The 20,732-nt window shown below is 38.7% G+C and carries 19 protein-coding genes, 1 pseudogene and 1 riboswitch; of the genes and pseudogenes, 15 read left to right on the plus strand and 5 right to left on the minus strand.

Annotated features, from left to right (window positions below; all coding sequences use genetic code 11):
* Positions 1-14: 14 nt before the first annotated feature.
* From DYE54_RS00280 to DYE54_RS00290, 3 genes and pseudogenes are all read left to right on the plus strand, one after another.
* Positions 15-1,220: pseudogene (locus DYE54_RS00280) on the plus strand (dicarboxylate/amino acid:cation symporter).
* A gap of 11 nt (positions 1,221-1,231) precedes the next feature.
* Positions 1,232-2,341: an alanine racemase gene (locus tag DYE54_RS00285; RefSeq protein ID WP_115309355.1), complete on the plus strand. Its 1,110-nt coding sequence runs from the start codon at positions 1,232-1,234 to the stop codon at positions 2,339-2,341.
* 105 nt (positions 2,342-2,446) lie between these two features.
* On the plus strand, positions 2,447-3,079 hold the full coding sequence (locus tag DYE54_RS00290; RefSeq protein WP_115309356.1) for a helix-turn-helix transcriptional regulator: 633 nt from the start codon (positions 2,447-2,449) through the stop codon (positions 3,077-3,079).
* Positions 3,080-3,196: 117 nt separating this feature from the next.
* Here the strand turns inward: DYE54_RS00290 and DYE54_RS00295 are convergent, their stop codons facing one another.
* Positions 3,197-3,868 carry an HAD family hydrolase gene (locus DYE54_RS00295; protein WP_115309357.1) on the minus strand — a complete coding sequence of 224 codons (672 nt, stop codon included), beginning with the start codon at positions 3,866-3,868 and terminating at the stop codon, positions 3,197-3,199.
* 162 nt (positions 3,869-4,030) lie between these two features.
* Between DYE54_RS00295 and DYE54_RS00300 the strand changes: the two genes are divergently transcribed.
* The 3 genes from DYE54_RS00300 (at position 4,031) to DYE54_RS00310 (ending at position 7,612) form a co-directional block, all read left to right on the plus strand.
* Positions 4,031-5,725 (plus strand): sugar-binding domain-containing protein, encoded by a 1,695-nt coding sequence (locus DYE54_RS00300; RefSeq protein ID WP_115309358.1) that lies wholly within the window; start codon positions 4,031-4,033, stop codon positions 5,723-5,725.
* 104 nt (positions 5,726-5,829) lie between these two features.
* Positions 5,830-6,162, plus strand: a complete 333-nt coding sequence (locus DYE54_RS00305) for a hypothetical protein (RefSeq protein WP_115309359.1) — start codon at positions 5,830-5,832, stop codon at positions 6,160-6,162.
* 100 nt (positions 6,163-6,262) lie between these two features.
* A complete protein-coding gene (locus DYE54_RS00310; protein ID WP_115309360.1) occupies positions 6,263-7,612 on the plus strand; it encodes a phosphoethanolamine transferase in 1,350 nt (449 codons plus the stop codon).
* Positions 7,613-7,675: 63 nt separating this feature from the next.
* Here DYE54_RS00310 and DYE54_RS00315 read toward each other — a convergent pair whose 3' ends face one another.
* The 4 genes from DYE54_RS00315 to DYE54_RS00330 all read right to left on the minus strand — a co-directional run bounded on the left by DYE54_RS00315 (position 7,676) and on the right by DYE54_RS00330 (position 13,290).
* Positions 7,676-9,247 (minus strand): putative polysaccharide biosynthesis protein, encoded by a 1,572-nt coding sequence (locus DYE54_RS00315; RefSeq protein WP_115309361.1) that lies wholly within the window; start codon positions 9,245-9,247, stop codon positions 7,676-7,678.
* A 319-nt stretch (positions 9,248-9,566) separates the two neighbouring features.
* Positions 9,567-10,949 (minus strand): OFA family MFS transporter, encoded by a 1,383-nt coding sequence (locus DYE54_RS00320; protein WP_115309362.1) that lies wholly within the window; start codon positions 10,947-10,949, stop codon positions 9,567-9,569.
* Positions 10,950-11,035: 86 nt separating this feature from the next.
* Positions 11,036-11,117, minus strand: a riboswitch (ZMP/ZTP riboswitch).
* 105 nt (positions 11,118-11,222) lie between these two features.
* Positions 11,223-12,152, minus strand: a complete 930-nt coding sequence (fba, locus tag DYE54_RS00325) for a class II fructose-1,6-bisphosphate aldolase (protein ID WP_115309363.1) — start codon at positions 12,150-12,152, stop codon at positions 11,223-11,225.
* A gap of 169 nt (positions 12,153-12,321) precedes the next feature.
* Entirely contained in the window at positions 12,322-13,290 is a 969-nt protein-coding gene (locus tag DYE54_RS00330) for an RluA family pseudouridine synthase (RefSeq protein WP_245935669.1), read from the minus strand.
* A 269-nt stretch (positions 13,291-13,559) separates the two neighbouring features.
* Between DYE54_RS00330 and DYE54_RS00335 the strand changes: the two genes are divergently transcribed.
* From DYE54_RS00335 to DYE54_RS00375, 9 genes are all read left to right on the plus strand, one after another.
* Entirely contained in the window at positions 13,560-14,054 is a 495-nt protein-coding gene (locus DYE54_RS00335; protein WP_115309364.1) for a YajQ family cyclic di-GMP-binding protein, read from the plus strand.
* Positions 14,055-14,192: 138 nt separating this feature from the next.
* On the plus strand, positions 14,193-15,311 hold the full coding sequence (cbiD, locus tag DYE54_RS00340) for a cobalt-precorrin-5B (C(1))-methyltransferase CbiD (RefSeq protein WP_115309365.1): 1,119 nt from the start codon (positions 14,193-14,195) through the stop codon (positions 15,309-15,311).
* A complete protein-coding gene (gene cbiE / locus DYE54_RS00345) occupies positions 15,287-15,913 on the plus strand; it encodes a precorrin-6y C5,15-methyltransferase (decarboxylating) subunit CbiE (RefSeq protein ID WP_115309366.1) in 627 nt (208 codons plus the stop codon). Before cbiD ends, cbiE begins: the two co-directional genes overlap by 25 nt.
* 90 nt (positions 15,914-16,003) lie before the next feature.
* Positions 16,004-16,588, plus strand: a complete 585-nt coding sequence (cbiT, locus tag DYE54_RS00350) for a precorrin-6Y C5,15-methyltransferase (decarboxylating) subunit CbiT (protein ID WP_115309367.1) — start codon at positions 16,004-16,006, stop codon at positions 16,586-16,588.
* A gap of 58 nt (positions 16,589-16,646) precedes the next feature.
* The gene (cobM, locus tag DYE54_RS00355; protein WP_115311049.1) at positions 16,647-17,420 is read left to right on the plus strand and encodes a precorrin-4 C(11)-methyltransferase; all 774 of its coding nucleotides are present in this window, start codon (positions 16,647-16,649) and stop codon (positions 17,418-17,420) included.
* A gap of 9 nt (positions 17,421-17,429) precedes the next feature.
* Entirely contained in the window at positions 17,430-18,548 is a 1,119-nt protein-coding gene (locus DYE54_RS00360) for a cobalt-precorrin 5A hydrolase (protein WP_115309368.1), read from the plus strand.
* A gap of 29 nt (positions 18,549-18,577) precedes the next feature.
* On the plus strand, positions 18,578-19,267 hold the full coding sequence (gene cobJ, locus DYE54_RS00365) for a precorrin-3B C(17)-methyltransferase (protein WP_340148307.1): 690 nt from the start codon (positions 18,578-18,580) through the stop codon (positions 19,265-19,267).
* The gene (gene cobK, locus DYE54_RS00370) at positions 19,264-20,055 is read left to right on the plus strand and encodes a precorrin-6A reductase (RefSeq protein WP_115309369.1); all 792 of its coding nucleotides are present in this window, start codon (positions 19,264-19,266) and stop codon (positions 20,053-20,055) included. Before cobJ ends, cobK begins: the two co-directional genes overlap by 4 nt.
* Positions 20,042-20,716, plus strand: a complete 675-nt coding sequence (locus DYE54_RS00375; RefSeq protein ID WP_115309370.1) for a precorrin-8X methylmutase — start codon at positions 20,042-20,044, stop codon at positions 20,714-20,716. Before cobK ends, DYE54_RS00375 begins: the two co-directional genes overlap by 14 nt.
* Positions 20,717-20,732 lie beyond the last annotated feature (16 nt).

A 20,732-nucleotide genomic window follows, 5' to 3' on the forward strand; every position in this document is an offset into this window, starting at 1 on the left:
GGAGGATACTTACTATGGGATTATTACAACGGTATCAAAAGACTTCATTATTGGTTAAATTATTAGGTGCTATGGTCATTGGTAGTATTATTGGTGTAATTGCAGGAAAGAGTATTTTATTTTTAGAGCCATTAGGAAAAATATTTTTACAATTATTAAAAATGGCGGCATTACCACTAATATTTTTTAATTTAATTGCAGGAATTTCAACAATGAGTGACCCTAAAATATTAGGGCGAGTAGGTAGTAAGATTATGGTATACTATCTCATGACAACAGCGTGTGCATTATTTATTGCTTTTTATATTGGAAACCTTATTGGGCCTGGCTATGGGTTACAATTGACTGAAGCTTTTGATGGAAAAGTAGCTTAAGTACCTTCTTTAATGGATACTTTAGTTAATATGATTCCAGCAAATATTTTTGAGGCATTGGCTAAAGGTTCATTTGATCAAGTTATAGTATTTAGTACTTTTGTAGGGATAGCTATTATTCTTATGGAAAAAGATGATAGAGAATATTTGTCTAATTTTTTTAATGTTACTTCAAGGATGTTATGTCGATTAGTTGGAGTTGTTATGGGTTATGCACCTATTGGTGTAGGAGTTTTGATTGCATGTACTGTTGGTAGATACGGGGAAAATTTAGTAGGATTTCTTGGAAAGTTTTTAGTGAGTGTGTATATATGTATTATTGCTATGATTATTGTGTATATGATTTTATTGACAATTTTTACTAAACGCAATGCTTTTTCCACGATAAAACTATGCTTGCCAGGAATGATGACGTCTTTCAGTACTGCTAGTAGTATGGCCACAGTACCCGTTAATTTAGAGTGTGCCGATGCGTTAAAGGTGAGTAGATCTATATCAGGTTTTACAGTACCATTAGGGGCTCAAGTTAATAAAGATGGACAAGGAATATTAATTGCTTTAACATTTGTTGTGGCTAGTCAGTGTGTTGGTTTAGATGTATCTATGGATATGTTAATTAAGATGGTTGTATTAGGGTTAATTTTAACAACTGGTACTGGAGGGATGCCGGGAGGAAGTATTGTGAGTTTGACAATTATTGTTGATACTTTTGGTTTACCTTTGGAAGTTGTAGCTATTATTGCAGGGGTATTTACATTAGTTGATACAGGAGCAACAATGATGAATTGTTTAGGTGATTTAATTGGCACTACTATTGTTGGTGATAGTGAAAACGATGTCGCATAGGAGGGTTACGGATGAAAAAGTTTTATGATATGATTGAGACTCCAGCTATGTTAATTGATGAAAAAATCACGCTTAATAATATAAAAATGATGCAAGAGTTATCTAATAGAAAAGGAGTGGCTTTAAGGCCACATATTAAAACACATAGAATGACATATTTTGCTAAATTACAAATGGAGGCGGGTGCTTCTGGGATTGCTTGTGCAAAAATTGGCGAAGCAGAAGTGATGGCAAAAGCTGGTATAGAAGATATATTTATTGCGAATGAAATTGTAGGTATATCTAAGTATGAACGATTAAAAATGTTAAACAGAAAAATAAAAACATTAAGAATTGGTGTTGATAATACATTTCAGATTGATCAAATTGAAAAAGTGTTTAATGGTGAAAAACCTTTGGAAGTTTTAATTGAATATGAAGTTGGAGAGGTAAGAAGTGGTATAATAAGTGATGAAGATTTATTGTTTTTAGCGAAGTATGTTAACTCAAAAAAAAATGTAGTATTAAAAGGGATATTTTCTCATGAAGGTCATACATATAAAGCCTCTAGTATGGAAATTTGTAAAGAAAAAGCAGAAGAAGCATATAGGCGTACAGTTAGAGCAGCTGAATTGATTAGAGATGAGGGAATTCCTCTTGAAATTGTTAGTGTTGGGGCAACTCCGTCTATTATGAATGGTGCATATTTTGAAGGAATTACGGAGTTTCGTTTAGGTACATATATATTTTTTGATTTAGGACAAGCATTGGCAATTAATGATTTTAGTAAATGTTCTGCATCTGTTTTAGCATCTGTTATTTCTAAACCAACTGATAGTCGTGTTGTTATAGATGCTGGTGCTAAGGCACTTGTATCACAAAATCGTACAGAAGGCATTTGTGCAACTAATGGATTTGGTTATGTAAAAGATTCAAATAATGTTAGGTTGAAAGGTCTTTTTGATGAACATGGAATTATTGAAAATAAAAAGTTTAGTCAAGAGATTAGTATAGGAGATAAAATTGAAGTAATACCAAGTCACATTTGTCCGACTGTAAATTTGTATGATAAGGTGTATTTAATCAATGATGGCTATATTGTAAAAGAAATTCCTGTTGATTGTCGTGGGAAATCTCAATAGGATAAAAACTTAATTCTAAGAATATTTAATGCATTCAAACTGGAAATTAGCTATAATGAATATAAAGTACAGATTAAAATATAAAATTGATAGTGAGGATATACTATGAATGAGTATTTAAAAAGTTATTTTCCAGTAGCAGATATTATTTCTAATACCTTTGGCAATTGTTGCGAGGTGGTCGTTCATGATTTAACATCTCCAGAATCATCTGTGGTATATGTGGCAAATGGAAATATAACAAATAGACGTATAGGGCAATCTTTTGACCATTTAGTTCGTCAAGTTTTACTTAATAAAAAATTTAAAAATGATAGTGTATCTAACTATTATTTTGAAGGACCAAATGGAAGTCATATAAAGTCATCATCTGCACTAATTAGAGAGCCGGATGGGAATGTAGTAGGAATGATTTGTATCAATATAGCTACTAATTTATTTGAAGATTTAAAGTCATTTATTGATACTTTTTTATCTACTGAAAAAGATTCTATATTTCTTCAAGAGGAAGAAGTTCAACCTGATATTATGTCTGTAATTGATTCAATTATTGCTAAGACTATTGGGGCCTATGATCCTCAAGGATTGAGTCGAAAAAAGTCAGTTGAGATTGTAAAATTTTTAGATGAGAAAGGAATATTTTTAGTAAAAGGAGCTATTGATAAAGTTGCTTCTTTACTGGGAGTATCTAAAGTCACGATTTATAGCTATTTGGATGAAGCAAAAGGCAAGAGATAAAATTTAAAATAATAATGGTGATTTTATAAGTAAATAAAGAAATAAATTATACCCCCCTTTAAGCAGAGAGATGATATAATAGTTAGCTCTCTGCTTTTGTTTATATTACTAAAAATATTATTTATTAATCTCTTTCAAAACCTCTAGTATATCCTTTGGCTCTTTCACAATATATTCAGCCCCCAGCTCTCTCAGCACATCTTCATCTCTAAATCCCCAAGTGACAGCGATAGGAAGTAGTCCAGAGTTCTTAGCAGTAGCTAGATCTACTTCGGAATCGCCAATATAGATAGCTTCTTCGGGTGTGCTTTGTAATTCTTCAAGGGCTGCTAGGACCATATCTGGTTCTGGCTTACGTTTGCGATTGGTCGTTTCACCAATAGCAACGGTAAAATACTCCTTAAAGTACTGATTATTCAGTGCCGTAACGCCTTCTTGTACTTTATTTGATACGACGGCTAATTTATAGCCGTCGTTTTTTAATGCCTTTAATAATTCATAAATGCCAGGATAGGGAGCTGTTTTATCGTTGCAATGATCGGCATAATAGGCTTTAAATTCTTGTAGCATAGTGTCCTTTTCAGATTTACTAATAGGGGGCGTTAAAGTAGGTATACTACGGTCTACTAACTTAGCGAGTCCATTGCCTACAAAGCTACGGATTTCTTCATAGGAACGAGTTGGATACTTATGTTTGGTTAAGACATAATTCATAGTATCCATTAAATCTTCAAGGGTGTTTAAAATAGTACCATCACAATCAAAAATTATAGTTGTATATTGTTTCATGAAATATATCTCCTTGTTTTTTCAAGATTTATCTAAATTAAGTGTATTTCTTTTAGTATAGGTGAAAAAATGTACACTGTAAACAGAATTTCCCTCATAATTCAATTGAATAAGTATAGGGATTTAGTATATACTTATAAGAGAACATAGGAGGAGTCTTTGATGAGTACGATGGAATTATTGCAGCCTGTAGACAACGCATTTCGTGACTTGTTTGATTTGCGTGGTAATTGGTTTTTTGCCTTCGATAAAGGGAAGGATAAAACCTATGAAACTGGTGTAGCACGGCAAATGTCGGTGCCAGTTCCGGCGGCGTTGCAGGATTTATTTGTAAGTCCTGAAGAACGTACCTACTGTGGCACGATGTGGTATGAACGTAGTGTATTTGTGCCCAAACGATGGCTAGGATCAGATGTATTTTTACGTTTTGATGGTATTGGTAGTCGGGCTGTCGTATATGTGAATGGTATGGAAGTTGGACGGCCTGAAGGGGCGTTTGTTACCTCTACACTCAATGTAACGCGCCAACTTCGATATGGTGAAGACAATCGCATAGTAGTTAAAGTAAATAATGAATTATCGGCCTATTCATTGCCAGCAGGACAAGTAATTACGTCACCTAAGGGGCGACGTATTAATCAGCCTAATTTTTCATATGATGTACCTAGTGGCATTTATGGCAATGTGACGTTGTATACGGTGCCGACTACACGTTTGACTGATGTGGCTATTCAAACTGTGGAATTGTCTACTGAACAGGCTGTAGTGCAATATATGGCCCATGTGCAAGGCAATTGCTTAGTAACGGCCACTTTGCGTGATCGAGAAGGGCGAATTGTAGCTACTGGTGTTGGGGGCAATGCAAAGCTTGTTGTTGAAAATCCTCAAATTTGGACTATTGGTGAAGGGTATTTATATACACTTGAATTAGAAGTGAGTCGACTTGGTAAACAGCATGATATGTATGCTTTGCGTATTGGCATTCGTACCGTGGCTATTGAGTCAGGTAATTTTACCTTAAATGGAACGGTTATTCGTTTGAAAGGACAGCAGTTTACTGGAAATGTTAATCAATTAACTGTGAATCCAATCCAAGCTAAACAGCGACTTCTTCAAGTGTTAGCGACTGGTGGCAATTGTATTTTTAGCAATGGTCAACCATTGTCTCCTGAAATTTTACAATTGGCTGATGAATGTGGTGTGCTTGTAGTGGCTGAAATGCCAGCAGCTGGTTTGCAGGCTAAAGACTTACAGCAAGGGGAAGCTAATTTCAGTAAAAGTGATATAAAATCTCGACTCTTAGATACTCATAAAAACACGATTGACTTCTTAATTACTCGTGATAAAAACCATCCATCTATCGTTAGTTGGTCTTTGTTATATAATCCATTGACGATGATGAAAGATGATGAAGCCTATTATAAAGAAATTGCTGAAACGGCCATTCAAAGTGACTGGGAACATCGTCCATTAGCTTTAACTGTTAAACAACCATTGAGCCAGATTTGGACTGGTAATTTGAATTCGTACTCTTTATTACTATTAAGTGCTTGGTCAAATCAGTGGCAAATGGATGGGGAAGTATTACAAAGTTTAATGTATAAAGAATTAGTAGAATGGCAAGCTAAACAATCTGAAAGGGCATTGGCTGTTTTGCTAGGTCCAGAATTTTCAAGCTTAAATTCTGTTGGTACTGGCAATACTTCTATGTCAACCTCTTATGTAGCGAATAGAGAACAAAGTGAAAAAGTAAAAATTTTGTTAGCTATGCTAAGTTCTATGCCTAATGTGCAAGGGCAATTTCTGCAAAATGGGGTAGTTGGATTAGACGAAACTATTATGCAAAGTTGGAAGTAGTTATAAGTTTTAGTAGTTTTTGTAAAGGAGAGTGTGTAATGTTTAATCAACACACTCTTTTTTTAATATAATTATATTTACAATAATAAATTACGGAGGTCAGTGTGTTATTTAAAAATTTAGAACTGAAAAAAGGAATTATGTTTTTTTTCAGTATTTTTGTCATTACGTTGGCTTGGCGTTTGTTGATGGGATTGCCATTCGCTATTACTAAAGTAGAAATTGGTGGTATTGTTTTACTGACATATAGTTTGTTTTTATTTAAACTTCAGAGAAAAGCTATAATTATTAGTTTTATCATTGCTTTTGGAATTGCTTCGCTAATTTTGTTGCGTTTATTTACAGGCACTTCTTTAGAATCTTCTTTTATAAAAGTGCAATGGTCGGAAGGACTAATACTTAGTGGAACGCTATTACAAATAGTTTTTTTTTGCTAAAAAAGCTACTCAACATTATCGTAAGGTACTAGTAGTAATTATAAGTTGTATTATATTTTTATTATTTCTACCAGTAATAATTTATTGGGGTTATTGGCTGGTGAGTAATCAATGGCTTCAAACTGATATAATCCTGGCTATTTATCAGACTAACTTTTCAGAAGCAAAAGCATATTTAGCAAGCCAAAGTTTAACTGCTTGGATTGGTTGTTTAATCTTATTATTTTTAGGATTACTTGTATCTATTTATTTAGTAAAGCAGTTATTTAGATTAGAGGCATTTAGTTTAAGCGGAAAGTCAAGATTTTGGTGCGTAGGAACTATTGTAATCTTATTTCTTTCTTTGGGTTTAAGCAATAAGTCAATTAAAGTTTCTGCACCTTATATTTTATTGCAATCAGTAAAACAGTCGGTAGGAGATTATGAGAAGTTTGGTATTCTTAGACAGGCTAGGGAGAATAAATTAAAATCATTGACAGGGTTAACTGTTCAAGAGCAGAGTAAGGGAGTTTATATTTTAATTATTGGTGAATCGGAGTCGAGAGACCATATGAGTCTTTATGGTTATAATAGAGAAACAACACCATGGTTGAATGAGTTTTCTAAGAATAAGGATACAATAGTATTTGATAATGCATATTCAAACCATACTCATACTGTTCCAAGTCTTACATATGCACTTAGTGAGAAAAATCAATATAATGATATTTCTTTAGAAGATGCAAACTCAATTATGGAAATTAGTAAGGTTGCAGGAATCAAGACATACTGGTTGAGTAATCAAGCTAAATATGGAGCATGGGATACACCAATTGCAGAGATTGCATCTACAGCAACTACACAGGTGTGGTTGAATGGTAATGGGGGTGAGGAAACAACGACTGTATACTATGATGATAAGTTAATTGAAGAAGTTGGAAAACTAAAAAATATTGAGAGTGGGTTAATTGTTATTCATGTAATGGGGAGTCATGGTTCATATAATGATCGATTTCCTGCTAGTTTTAATAAGTTTTCTGGTAATAGTGAAGATATTGATTCTTATGATAATAGTATATTGTTCAATGACTATGTATTATCTCAAATTTATAAAGAAATCTCTCAAAATCCAAATTATAAGGCTATGATAATGATGTCTGATCATGGAGAAGATGTGGAAGGTAAGAATTCTCATGATAGTAGTAAGTTTACATATCCTATGGCTAGAATACCACTAATAGTTAACTTTTCCGAGTCATATGTAAAGGAACATCAACACTTGATAGATGTATTGAAAAGTCATAAAGAATCATATTGGACAAATGATTTAATGTATGATTTATTATTGTCAATATTGGGAATTCAAGGGGCGCCAGTGGTTAATCCTAAATTTGATTTATCTTCACCGCAATATGATAGAACGCTAGATACGATTCGAACTCTTCATGGTAAAATGAAATTAACTAAATAATGGGATTATAGTTAAAAAACCACTGCATTTGCAGTGGTTTTTATCATTTTATTTTTCTATATTTTATTTTTCCTTCCCTCTAAAAAACTTTCCAATCACAGGCATTCGTTCGCCATCGTGGCGGTTAAGTCCTTTTAATAGCACCATGACTACAACATAGATGATACCACCGATTAAAGCGGTGAAAGCCATAGCAAAGAATTGGTGCATAATTGTTTCAAGTGGGGCATAGAGGAAGAACATAGCCACGCCCATGATAATAGCGCTGACAATGTTTTTCCATAATAGGGAAAAGTCGAGGAAATAACCAGTGTATTTTTTGATCCAAATCAGATTTAAAAGGGCCGCCACGCCGATATCAGCAACTGTAGCATAAGCGGCCCCACTAATGCCAAGCCAGGAGATAGCCGTTAAATTCCAGTTTAAAATTACTTTACATATAGCAGCGACGCCCATATTTACAACTGGAATGGTTGGTTTGCCAAGTCCTTGTAAAACACCAGTTGTTACTTGATGCATACCTAAAAAGAAAATCGCAATAGCCGTAATTTGAGTAGCTTCGGCTGCACGAGGGGCATTGTAGATAATGCTTACTACAGGTTCAGCCAATACATATAACATTAATGTAAATGGTACGGTGGACATGAATGTGATTCGCATAGCTCCGGCCGTACGATAGTAAACGCCTTTTTTATCATCAATGGCATTGGCATTTGAAATTGCTGGTACAATGCTGGTAGCTAAGGCCGCCGTAATGATGGTAGCCAAGTTGATAAGCGGTACGGCCATACCTGTTAAATAACCGAAAAGCTCGGTGGCTTGACTCGTTGAAAAGCCGGCTACTTCTAAGCGTCGAGGCACGATAAATAAGTCTAAATTGGCTACTAATGGCAACATAAGGCTGGCTAGTGAAATTGGAATTGCGAGTTTAATCAGTCGCTTCACAATGGAGCCAGAGGATTCACCAGGCCCATCAGGTTGTTTATGAGCATCGTCTGGTGATTTTGGTAATTTGTAGTAATAATATATGAGCACAACGAGTGCACCAAAGGCCCCAATACCAGCACCTAGGCTAGCACCACCGGCAGCCGCGCCAAGGCCATATGGTAATAGTAAGTACGCAGCCCCTAACATAACAACAACACGGAGCAACTGTTCAATAATTTGGCTGACTGCTGTTGGTGTCATTAATTGCCAGCCTTGTAAATACCCGCGATAACAAGAAATAAGGGTAACAAAGAAAATGGCTGGTGATAAAGCGAGTAAGGCTAAATAGGCGCGATCATCAATGATATAACCAGATGAAATGAGCCAATCGGAACCAAACCACATTAAAATACTAAAGAATAAGCCTGTTGCGAATAAAAGGTAGAAAGAAAGTTTAAATACTTTTTGAGCTCCTTTATAATCGAAGCGGGCTATTTTTTCAGCTGTTAAAATTGAAATTGCAATTGGAATACCAGCACTAGATAATTGTAGCGATAAGAGATAAATTGGAAACGCCATTTGATAAATACCGATCCCTTCACCGCCTAAAACGCGCGATAAGAGGATCCAGTTGATACTGCCAATTGCTTTGACTACAAAGCCTGCAATCGTAAGAATAAGCGTGCCTTGTAAAAATCGGTTAACCATTTACTATACTCCCAACTTGATGTTCAGATAGTTTTAAAGAGGACAAAGTGTTTTGCCCGTATCATGACTAGTAAATTTAATAGATAATAAGTTCTTGTATTAAATCTAATCGTGATGAGATTCATAAAGCCCATCAATAGTTAATTTTAACATAGATTTATATACTCTGCATTAGTATTTTGAGAAAGAGGGAGAGCTTTTTAAGAAATAGGGTATAAATGTATTAAAACAAAAGAGGTTAACACCACTGGTAATACATGTGATGTTAACCTCTTTTATATTTTACTATTGTTTTATTTTGTCCTATAACACTTCATTTTTATTGTGCAGTTACGCCTGCTTGTTCATTAGCAGTATTAGTTGTTGTTTCATTATTTTTAGGTGTTAAGTCGATTACAGGATCTGCTTCAAAATACCGTTCTTTTGTATATATTTTCAACGTAACAGCAATCGCTAAGTTAAGTACAAAAAGGGCACTAAATACAAAGAGTGGGCCGCTATAGCTATTAGTGCTTTCGCGTAAGAAAGAAACTAAGGTAGGTCCAGCGATACCAGCCATGCCCCAAGCGGTGAGGATACGACCATGAATGGCGCTTAATTGTTTTGTCCCAAATAAATCGCTAAGGTAAGCAGGCATACAAGCAAAACCACCACCGTAGCAAGTAATAATCGCAAACACTAAGAATTGAAATATAAAAGACGTAGCTATATTACCAAGTGCTAGGAAGGCTATAATTTCAATGGCAAAGAATAAAATATAGGTGAAGGGCCGACCAAGATAGTCGGATACGGTAGACCAACCAATACGGCCAAGGCCATTAAGAAGGCCGATGATGCCAACCATGGAAGCCGCTTCGTTAGCTGTCATGCCGACAATTTCTTGCGCCATAGGGGAGGCTACAGCGAGTAAACCAATGCCACAGGTGATATTGATGAAAAAAATCCACCATAAGGCAGAAAACTGCCAAGTACGCATAGCATCATGGGCATTCATACCACGATTTAATAGCTGCTCTGCATGAGTTGATGATTTAGAAATAACTTTCGTTGATAAATTAGTCTTAGTTATAGTTACAGTTTTATCTTCAGCTTCAGTTTTAGTTTCAGTTGTAGCTTCTGTTGACATTTCAGAACGCGCATTTACAGGTGGTTTTAGATATAAAGAGGAAGCAATCATAACAAGGATGTATGTAACGCCGAGAATTTGAAACGTTTCTACCAAACCATATTGACTGGTTAAAAATTGCATTACAGGGCCTGCAATGAGGGAGGCGAAGCCAAAGCCCATAATAGCGAGGCCTGTAGCAAAGCCACGATTGCGAGGGAAATATTTTACTAAGGTTGAGACAGGCGTAATGTAACCGACCCCAAGGCCAATACCGCCGATAACACCATAGAAGAGATAGAGTAGGGTAAGGCTAGCTTCACTGAGAGCAAACGATGTGCCAATCATACCTACACCAAAGAAGAGGGTACTAAGAAGACCACTTTTCTTTGGCCCCATTTTTTCAGCGACACTGCCTAACAGACCAGCGGATAGACCGAGAAATAAAATAGCGAGGGAGAATGTCCAGGTAGTTTCTTTTAAGGACCAACCCATGGCCGTCATAATAGGGCGCGTTAATACGCTCCACGCATAGACACTGCCAATACAAATGTGAATTCCGATTGCCGCGAGAGCAATAAGCCAACGATTACGCATAGAAAATCATCCTTTCCATAATGCAAAGGAGAGCTTGCGATCAATTGACAATGAAACCATTGACAATGCAAAAGACCGCCTGAGCAATCTCCTGCCCAGACGGTCGGCGTTTCAGCGCATACAATACATGTGGTCAATTCCACTAATCCGTCAGCATTGTATGTGTTTCTTTTGTTGAGGTCATTATAGCAGTTACGCTATATAAGGTCAATCTATAAAATTAGATATTGTGTATGCGTAAAAAATATATTTGTTGCCTAGTTTTTCTAATTTTTATAGTTTACCAGAAGAACCAAGTACATTTTTGATTTTATGTTGTACCATGCCTTTGATGGCATCACGAGCTGGCCCTAAGTATTTACGTGGGTCAAATTCGGATGGGTTTTGGGTTAAACATTCGCGAATTGAAGCGGTCATAGCTAAGCGAAGGTCTGTGTCGATGTTGATTTTACATACGGACATGCCAGCTGCTTTGCGAAGCATATCTTCAGGAACCCCTTGCGCACCTGGAATATTACCGCCATATTGGTTGCATTTTTCTACGAATTCAGGTAATACAGTAGAAGCACCATGTAAAACGATAGGGAAGTTTGGTAATAATTTACCTACCTTTTCTAAGCGTTCGAAGTCAAGATAAGGAGTGCCTTTAAATTTGTAGGCGCCATGACTAGTACCAATGGCAATGGCTAAGGAGTCAACGCCTGTGCGTTCTACGAATTCAGCGGCTTGATCAGGGTCTGTGAATAAAGCATCTTTTTCACTTACGTTTACATCGTCTTCAACGCCAGCGAGGCGACCTAATTCACCTTCTACGACAACGCCATGAGCGTGTGCATATTCAACAACTTGTTTGGTTAAGGCTACGTTTGTTTCAAAATCATGTTTCGAGCCATCAATCATAACGGACGTAAAACCACCATCAATACAGGATTTACAGATTTCAAAATCTTCGCCATGGTCTAAGTGAAGAGCAATAGGAAGGCCTGTGTCTTCTAAGGCGGCTTCTACTAATTTAACAAGGTAAATGTGTTTAGCATATTTACGAGCCCCAGCAGATACTTGAAGAATTAATGGAGATTGTTCTTCTTTGGCTGCATCCACAATACCTTGAACGATTTCCATATTATTTACGTTAAAAGCACCAATAGCATAACCGCCTTCATAGGCTTTTTTAAACATTTCAGTTGTTGAAACTAATGGCATGATAGTTCCTCCTTGTAAAACGGATTCATAATAACTGATAACAAATGTCATACATCAAGTTAAGTATAGCAAGAAGATGGCGAAAGGGCTACTACTATTTATGCATAAGTCAGCTCTTGTTAGTTACTATTTGTAATGGCTTTGGGGCAAAATGTGACCCTGACTTAATTTAATCTTTTCTTAAATACTGTAAAATCAAGGTTTCCCACGATGGCGGGATGTCCGTGCAGAGATGTAATCCTTCTTTTGTCATAGGATGGACAAATTGTAGCCCAATAGCATGAAGTGCTTGTTGTTGGAGTAAATCGAGGGAGCCACCATATAAATCATCACCTACAAGTGGATAGCCTAGATGGGACATATGGACGCGAATTTGATGTGTTCGGCCCGTATGCAATTGAAAACGTACTCGTGAGAGGCGCTGGCTATGAGCGATGCATTGTACGTCAGTATGAGCTGATTTGCCTTGTATATGACAAGCGCGTTCAATGATACTCCCTTCCTTGCGGGCAATAGGCCAGTGAATTGTGGCTAAGGGTGCTGGAAAGAAGCCGTCACAGAGGGCTTCATAGGTTTTTCTAATGGGGAGTTGTTGTTTCATGAAACTATGTTGGACTAAGGCATTTTTAGCTATGATAACGAGACCTGATGTATCTTTGTCTAAGCGATGAACAGGGTGAAACGCAGCATTCCTTTGATTAGTCTGTTCATAGTAATGGACTAATGCGTTGGCTACCGTATGATAACGTTCTGTCGAGGTAGGGTGCATAAGTAATCCAGTAGGTTTATTGATGACCAATAAATGTTCATCTTCGTAGCGTATGGGGAGCTCATAGTCCCAAGGTTCAAAGGTCGTTTCACGGGTCGGTAAATAGAGTGTTACAGTATCCGTAGGTTGCAATAATGTGTGCCAGGTTTGCAAAACACCATTTAGATAGACTAGGCCTTCCGTACGCAGGCGACGGCGCATAGCTTGTGAAACGCCTGCTTGGCGGACTAGGTGATTGATGGAAATTCGCGCGGTTGGTGGTGAATCAGTGGGCACGGTTAGCGTTAATAAAGGAGCGCCAAGTGGCATAGGTTGTTCCTTGGTTTTATCTGTTTTTATGGTAAAGTCTAACTTTGAGATTATAAACACCCTCCTTATTTGACTGTAGTAAGGTTATTGTCTGTGCGCCTAACTCCGATAACTATCTCGTAAGTTATTTAAGTTATTATAGCATATCATTTGAAGTCTGTTTAATAATGGCTAAGTGAGTGCGTACAGTAGATTATGGTTGACTATGAGCGAAATTGGTAGTTCTATATGGCCTAACTATAACCAGTAGTTATCATATAAAAGTAGACCAATTGCCTCTTGGTATCGTATAATAATAGTATTATCTAGTGAATAGAGGAGGCATACATATGGCAAAAGATTGTTCATTCGACGTGGTGTCGGAAGTGAATATGCAAGAAGTAGATAATGCGGTTAACCAAGCAAAGAAAGAGATTGGTACGCGTTATGATTTCAGAGGGAGCAAATCTGAAATTAGCTTAGAAGGAGATACCATTAAGGTGCTTTCTGATGATGAATATAAATTAAATGCTGTAATCGATGTAATCAAGGGGAAAATGGTGAAGCGTAATGTAGCGCTTAAAAACCTTGATTATGGCAAAGTTGAACCAGCCTCTGGTGCTACGGTGCGTCAAGTTATTACTATTAAAAAAGGGATTTCTAAGGAAACTGCAAAAGACGTAGTTAAATTGATTAAAAATATGAAGCTTAAAGTGACCGCTCAAATTATGGAAGATCAAGTGCGTGTAACAGGCAAAGATAAGGATTCTTTGCAAGAAGTGATTCAAATGCTAAAACAACAGGATTTACCTGTAGAATTGCAATTTGTAAATTTCCGCTCCTAAGTAAGAGCCTCAAAGAGCAGCGATTTAGACCGCTGCTCTTTGCTATGACATAGAGCAGACCTTTATTTCAGTCTATGTTGGTAAGGTAGTAGAAATCCATGAGAAGGAACGTAATGAGTTCCATCAAAGGAGGTAAGGATGGATGTAGAGTCAATGCGGGGCGGTTATACGACTGGCTCGTGTGCTACAGCAGGTATGAAAGCGGCCTTACTCGCTTTATTGCAAGAAGAATTTCCCAGTCAAGTTACCGTTATTAATCCACAGGAACAGCCTATTGAAGTGCCGATTAAGGCCGTAGAGGTGTTATCTTCAACGGAAGCTAAGGCTACAGTGGTGAAAGATGGTGGCGATGATCCTGATGTTACTCATGGCACTGATATAGTAACAACCGTACAGTTAAATACAGATGGGCAGTTACAGTTTAAGGCTGGGTTTGGGGTAGGCACAGTTACAAAATCTGGTTTGGCTATGCCCCCAGGTGAGCCGGCAATTAATCCAGGACCTCGTACAATGATGACTACCGTATTTCATGAGTTTTGTACTGAAGGGCAAGGCGTAGTTGTGACGGTTTCCGTACCAGAGGGTGAAGTTTTAGCTCGGAAAACCCTCAATAGTACGTTAGGTATTGAAGGCGGGATTTCCATTATTGGTACGACGGGTATTGTGAAACCGATGAGTGAAGAAGGGTTTAAAAACTCTTTAATACCTCAATTAAAAGTTATGAAGGCGGCTGGCTATGAAACGGCAGTGCTTGTACCTGGACGAATTGGTCAAGACTTAGCACAACAGGTGTTAGGTGTGTCTATTAACCAACTGGCAGAAACTTCTAATTTTATTGGCTTTATGTTAGAACAGGCCGTAAAGATTGGGTTTAAGAAAATAGTCATTATTGGTCATATTGGTAAAATTATAAAACTGGCCTCTGGTAGTTTTCATACACATAATCGTATGAGTGATGGCCGTATGGAAACTCTAGTCGCTTATGCGGCGTTAGAGGGCGCTAGTACGGCCGTAGCCCATGAACTTATGGACTGTCGTACGACGGAAGCGGCTATGCCAATTTTAGCACGGGAACAATTGGACGGTGTGTATCAACGCGTGGCGGATAGAGCGTCTATGCGATCAGAACGGTATATTGCGCAGGAGGCAGAGGTGGGCATTATCATTGCAACCTTAGATGGGCAGATTTTAGCCGTTGATGATACAGCACGACGTATAGGAGGTGAAGAACATTGGCACATACCCTTTACGTTGTAGGCATTGGTCCAGGTAATCCTGACTATGTTGTGCCTCGTGGCTTAGCTTTAATTCAGTCGGCTAAGGTTTTGGTGGGCAGTGAACGGGCTTTGCTTGATTTTGCACAAGACGGTCAAATAACGTATCCGATTACTGGCAAATTAGCGGCATTAGCTGAATGGATAGAGACTCAGCTTGCAACGAGTGACGTCGTAGTTTTGGTGAGTGGTGATACAGGCTATTATAGTTTATTGCCTTATTTAAAGAAAAAATTTCCTAAGAGTCCTATCGATGTGGTGCCAGGGATTAGCTCAATGACGTTTGCCTTTGCTCGTATTGGTGAAGTATGGCAAGACGCTGATTTATTAAGTTTTCATGGTAGGGTACCGCCGGAGTCGTCTTTAGCTTATGAAGCGGGGCGCAAGTTAGGTTTTTTGACGGATAAGGAACATAATCCAGCCGCGATTGCTCAGATTTTATTAGACCATGGTTGGCCCGCTGAAACCACGGCTTATGCTTGTGAACGTCTCAGTTATGCTGATGAATGTATTGAGCAGCGCACATTACAGGCCATGACAGAGTTAGCTGGTTTTTATCACTCTGTTGTGATTGTCATAGGTTAGTTAAGATTTTACGGTAATGATAGCTTATTAATTGTAAGAGATTGTCAATTAATAGTAATGGCAAAGGATGTTAATATAAAGGAGTATGACATGCGTCATTTTTTTGGTATTGACGATGAAGAATATATTCGTGGCGATGTGCCTATGACGAAACGCGAGATTCGTATGGCTGTGCTTAATGAAGCTCGTGTTCAGGAAGATAGCTATGTCTTAGATGTAGGGGCTGGCACTGGTTCTATTTCTATTGAAGCCGCTTTAGGGGCCCCTAAGGGACATGTGTATGCCATCGAACGTTTCACTAAGGGCGTGGAGCTTATAAAAGCGAATATGGCGAAGTTCAATGTGTCGAATATGACGGTCATTGAAGCTAAAGCGCCGGAAGGGATGGCTGATTTACCCGCTCTTGATGCAATTATTATTGGAGGTAGTGCCGGTGGGATGGATGCTATTTTAGATGAAGCAGAACGACTTTTAAAAGTGGGTGGTCGTTTGGTAGTAACAGCCGTTACTATGGAAACGGGCTATACGATTTTAAAAGCTTTAAAGAATCGTCCTTTCACGTATGATGGCTATCAAATGCAAATTAATCGGTTCCGCAAAGCAGGACCGTATCATATGCTCAATCCATTGAGTCCTATTTTTATTGTAACAGCCGTTAAACAGGCTGAAGCATAGGAGGTATGTTAGTAAGATGAGTACAACAGACGTTGCAACAACAGCAACACAAGGTCAAATGTCACAAGTGGCTCCTGTAGTACATTTTGTAGGGGCTGGTCCAGGGGATCCTGAATTAATTACCCGTAAAGGCTACCGATTAGTGAGTGAAGCGGATATTGTTATTTATGCTGGTTCTTTGGTAAATCCAGATATTTTAGCAGCTTGTAAAAAAGGCTGTGAAATTCATAACAGTGCGACTATGAATTTGGATGAAGTGATTGAAGTGATGAAACGCGGTGCTAGTGAAGGCAAAGCCATTGTGCGTTTGCACACCGGTGACCCTGCTATTTATGGAGCTATTCAAGAACAAATGGATCGCCTTAAAGAGCTCGATATTACCTATGCTGTAGTGCCTGGTGTTAGTTCTTTCTTGGCAACCGCGGCGGCATTAAAACAGGAGTATACGTTACCGAATGTGTCGCAGACTGTTATTATTACGCGCATGGAAGGGCGTACCCCCATGCCACCGAAAGAAAAGCTAGGTATGCTAGCGGCCCATGAAGCAACGATGTGCATTTTCCTTAGTGTACAGATGATTGACCGTGTAGTGGAAGAGTTAATAAAAGGTGGCTATAGTCCTAAGACACCAGTAGCGATTGTAGTAAAAGCTTCTTGGCCAGATCAACGCATTATTCGTGGTACGCTAGAAACGATTGCGCAGATTGTGAGTCAAGAAGGGGTATTGCGTCAGGCGATGATTGTGGTCAGCAAGGTATTAGATAGTGATTATGAATTATCTAAGCTTTATGATAAAGGGTTTAGCCACATGTACCGCAGTGCTAAAGACTGAGGTGATAGTATGAATAGCTTACGGACAGCTATTATTTCAGTAACGACTCATGGGGCCAAGTTAGGTCAGCAATTGCGTGCGTATTTTACAAGAGCCGAGGCGTTAGGACAAGTCGATATTGCTTGTTTTGAAAAAGAAGGACGCACCAGTGGTGAAGCAGCGACTATATTTACAGCTATGAAACCGCATATGGAAATGTGGTTTACAACGTATGATCGCTTGCTGTTTATTATGGCTACAGGCATTGTAGTACGTATGATTGCACCTTACATTAAGCATAAGTCAGAAGATCCGGCCATTGTGGTGATGGATGAACAAGGTAAATTTGCTATTAGTCTGTTGTCAGGTCATTTAGGGGGCGCCAATGAATGGACAGCAGAGATTGCTGATGTAGTGGGCGCTACACCAGTGATTACGACGGCTACTGATGTTAATGGGATTCCGGCCCCTGATGTGTTAGCTCGAAAATTACACTGTCAGGTAGAAGATTTTACTACCTTAAAAGAAGTGAATGCCGCTCTTGTGGCTGGCGAAACGGTACCGTATTATATTGATGATACACTTTATTTTTTGCATCATTATGAAGCGGTAGCAAAGGCTCAGGGCATTGAACTAATTCGCTTTAATCCTCATACTGTGACTGGTAAATCCTTGCTACAACAGGGCGGTGATGAAACACCGCGCGTAGTGATTACGGATTTAATATTGCCAACAGGGCTACGTACATTAGTGTTACGGCCTCCTACTATGGTAGTTGGTATTGGCTGTCGTCGTGACACACCTAAAGAGTTAGTTTTACAGGCCGTTTCAGAGTCTTTGGCTAATGTGGAACGGTCGCCTAAAAGTGTAGCCAGCGCCGCTTCAGTTATTGTGAAAGCCGATGAAGTGGGGCTACTTGCTGCGGTAAAAGAATTACAATGGCCCATTCACTTTTTTACCCAAGAAGAAATGGCGCCTTTTATAGAACATAGTCAGTTAGAAGAATCTAATTTTGTTAAAGAAACGATAGGAGTAGGCAACGTATGCGAAACAACAGCACTAATGCAGGCCAAGAGCCAAACATTATTACAAAAGAAAACGGTGTATCCACGAACAACGGTAGCCATTGCACAGGTACAATCAAAGTAATTGGTATTGGCCCTGGCAACGAAGAATTCATGACCCCACAGGCAAGAGAGGCGATTTTAGCTGCTGACCGTGTAGTAGGGTATTTAACGTATCTTGACTTGATTGCTGATTTGATTAAAGATAAAGAAAAAGTTGGCACAGCCATGATGCAGGAAGTAGATCGCTGCCAACAAGCTGTAGATTTGGCTATTGATGGTCATCAAGTGGTCGTGATTTCTAGTGGTGATTCTGGTATTTATGGTATGGCGGGTCTTGTTATGGAACTCGCTAATAAAGTACCTGCTGAAAATCGTCCTCAAGTGGATATTATTCCTGGTTTAAGTGCTGTCAATGTAGCAGCTGCCGTACTAGGCGCTCCATTGATGCATGATTTTGCAGTTATTTCTTTAAGTGATTTGATGACACCTTGGGATTTAATTAAAAAACGGGCTGATTTAAGTGCTGAAGGGGATATGGTAATTGCTTTATACAATCCACGCAGTAAAAAACGTGTCACTCATTTAGATGAAGTACGTGAATTAGTATTAAAACACCGCGACCCTAAAACGCCAGTTGGGATTGTGCAAAAGGCGGGCCGCCCTGGTCAGCATATGGTGATTTCTGATTTGGAAAATTTCACAAAAGAAGAAATTGATATGCAGACCTTAGTTATTATTGGCAATAGCCAGACCTATGTAGAAAATGGTCGTATGATTACACCTCGAGGCTACAAATTATGATTTGGGTCATTGCGGGCACATTGGATGGTCGCAATTTAGCCGTAACCGTTCGTGAAACAACGGGTGAACCTGTATTTGTATCTGTAGTTAGTCAATATGGCGCTCAATTAGCGGCGCACGAAGGCATTGAAGTGCATACAGGTCGGCTCGATAAAGAGGCTATGAAAGACATTATAGCCTCTAAACAAATTCGGTTGCTCATTGATGCCAGTCATCCTTATGCAGCTATTGTAACGGCTACAGCGCGTGAAGCGGCGGCTGACATGAGGATTCCGTTTTTGCGGTTTGAACGAAAGGAAGTACCCCTACCAGCCTATGACAAACTTCATCATGTGAGCAATGAAGTCGAAGCGGCTCAATTGGCCGGTGAACTAGCAAAAACTTTGCATAAGCGAGTGTATTTGACGACTGGCAGTAAGACGATGCATATTTTTGCTAAGGCAGAGGCTTTACTAGATGTTGAGGTATGGACGCGTGTGTTACCAACGGCTGAAGTATTGACGATGATGGAAGACCTTGGGGTTTCACCAAAGCGGATTATTGCTATGCAAGGACCTTTTAGCTACGACATGAATCGTGTAATGTTTGCTGATACTAAGGCTGATGTGGTGGTTATGAAAAATTCAGGCCTTGTTGGAGGTTCTGATACGAAGTTACAAGCGGCTATTGATTTAGGTTTACATATTATTCTTATTGATCGTCCCGAGCCTGCTAAAGGGGCTATGACTATTTCCTCGGCTCAGGAATTCTGTGATTTATGGGAGGACAAGAACAGTGGAATTCATTAAAAATCCAAAAGCCATTGAAGATAAAAGTATGGAAATTATTTATCCGTATGTGAAAGATTTAAATCTTACTGACGATGAAGTGCGTGTATATTCTCGAACCATTCATGCGTCTGGTGACGTAGAATATGCGCAGTTAGTGCGTACAAGTCCTGATGCTGTAAAGAAAGGTATTGAAGCTTTGCAGAATGGGGTTCATGTATATTGTGATGTTGAAATGGTACGCACGGGTATTAATAAACCAGCCCTCGCTCTTCGTGGTAGTGAAGTGCATTGTCTGATTAAAGACGAAAAAGTAGCGGCTCTTGCTAAAGAATTGGGTGTTACTCGTTCTATTGCGGCTATGCGTACCTTTGGTAAACAATTAGATGGGCAAATTGTAGCAATTGGTAACGCACCAACTGCTTTATATGAAGTGCTTCGTTTAGCGCTAGAAGAAGGGGTTAAACCAGCGCTTATTATTGGCATTCCTGTAGGTTTTGTAGGCGCTGCAGAATCTAAAGAGTATTTAATGGACGTGTCGCCAGTGCCATATATTACAGTAAAAGGCAATAAAGGTGGTAGCCCTATTGCGGCCTCTGTAGTTAATGCCTTACTATATACGGGTGTGAACCGTGATGGTATGCTATTTGTACAAGGAAACGAGTCGAAACAACATGACTAAGGAGAGTCAGCCTGCA

This window comes from Veillonella criceti, from assembly GCF_900460315.1.
Taxonomy (GTDB): domain Bacteria; phylum Bacillota; class Negativicutes; order Veillonellales; family Veillonellaceae; genus Veillonella_A; species Veillonella_A criceti.

Excerpts from the sequence above, each read along its gene's own strand:
- DYE54_RS00285 (WP_115309355.1), top strand. The coding sequence starts at position 1,232 with ATGAAAAAGTTTTATGATATGATTGAGACTCCAGCTATGTTAATTGAT.
- DYE54_RS00290 (WP_115309356.1), top strand. The coding sequence starts at position 2,447 with ATGAATGAGTATTTAAAAAGTTATTTTCCAGTAGCAGATATTATTTCT.
- DYE54_RS00295 (WP_115309357.1), bottom strand. The coding sequence starts at position 3,868 with ATGAAACAATATACAACTATAATTTTTGATTGTGATGGTACTATTTTA.
- DYE54_RS00300 (WP_115309358.1), top strand. The coding sequence starts at position 4,031 with ATGAGTACGATGGAATTATTGCAGCCTGTAGACAACGCATTTCGTGAC.
- DYE54_RS00315 (WP_115309361.1), bottom strand. The coding sequence starts at position 9,247 with ATGGTTAACCGATTTTTACAAGGCACGCTTATTCTTACGATTGCAGGC.
- DYE54_RS00320 (WP_115309362.1), bottom strand. The coding sequence starts at position 10,949 with ATGCGTAATCGTTGGCTTATTGCTCTCGCGGCAATCGGAATTCACATT.
- fba (WP_115309363.1), bottom strand. The coding sequence starts at position 12,152 with ATGCCATTAGTTTCAACAACTGAAATGTTTAAAAAAGCCTATGAAGGC.
- DYE54_RS00335 (WP_115309364.1), top strand. The coding sequence starts at position 13,560 with ATGGCAAAAGATTGTTCATTCGACGTGGTGTCGGAAGTGAATATGCAA.
- cbiD (WP_115309365.1), top strand. The coding sequence starts at position 14,193 with ATGGATGTAGAGTCAATGCGGGGCGGTTATACGACTGGCTCGTGTGCT.
- cbiT (WP_115309367.1), top strand. The coding sequence starts at position 16,004 with ATGCGTCATTTTTTTGGTATTGACGATGAAGAATATATTCGTGGCGAT.
- cobM (WP_115311049.1), top strand. The coding sequence starts at position 16,647 with ATGTCACAAGTGGCTCCTGTAGTACATTTTGTAGGGGCTGGTCCAGGG.
- DYE54_RS00360 (WP_115309368.1), top strand. The coding sequence starts at position 17,430 with ATGAATAGCTTACGGACAGCTATTATTTCAGTAACGACTCATGGGGCC.
- cobJ (WP_340148307.1), top strand. The coding sequence starts at position 18,578 with ATGACCCCACAGGCAAGAGAGGCGATTTTAGCTGCTGACCGTGTAGTA.
- cobK (WP_115309369.1), top strand. The coding sequence starts at position 19,264 with ATGATTTGGGTCATTGCGGGCACATTGGATGGTCGCAATTTAGCCGTA.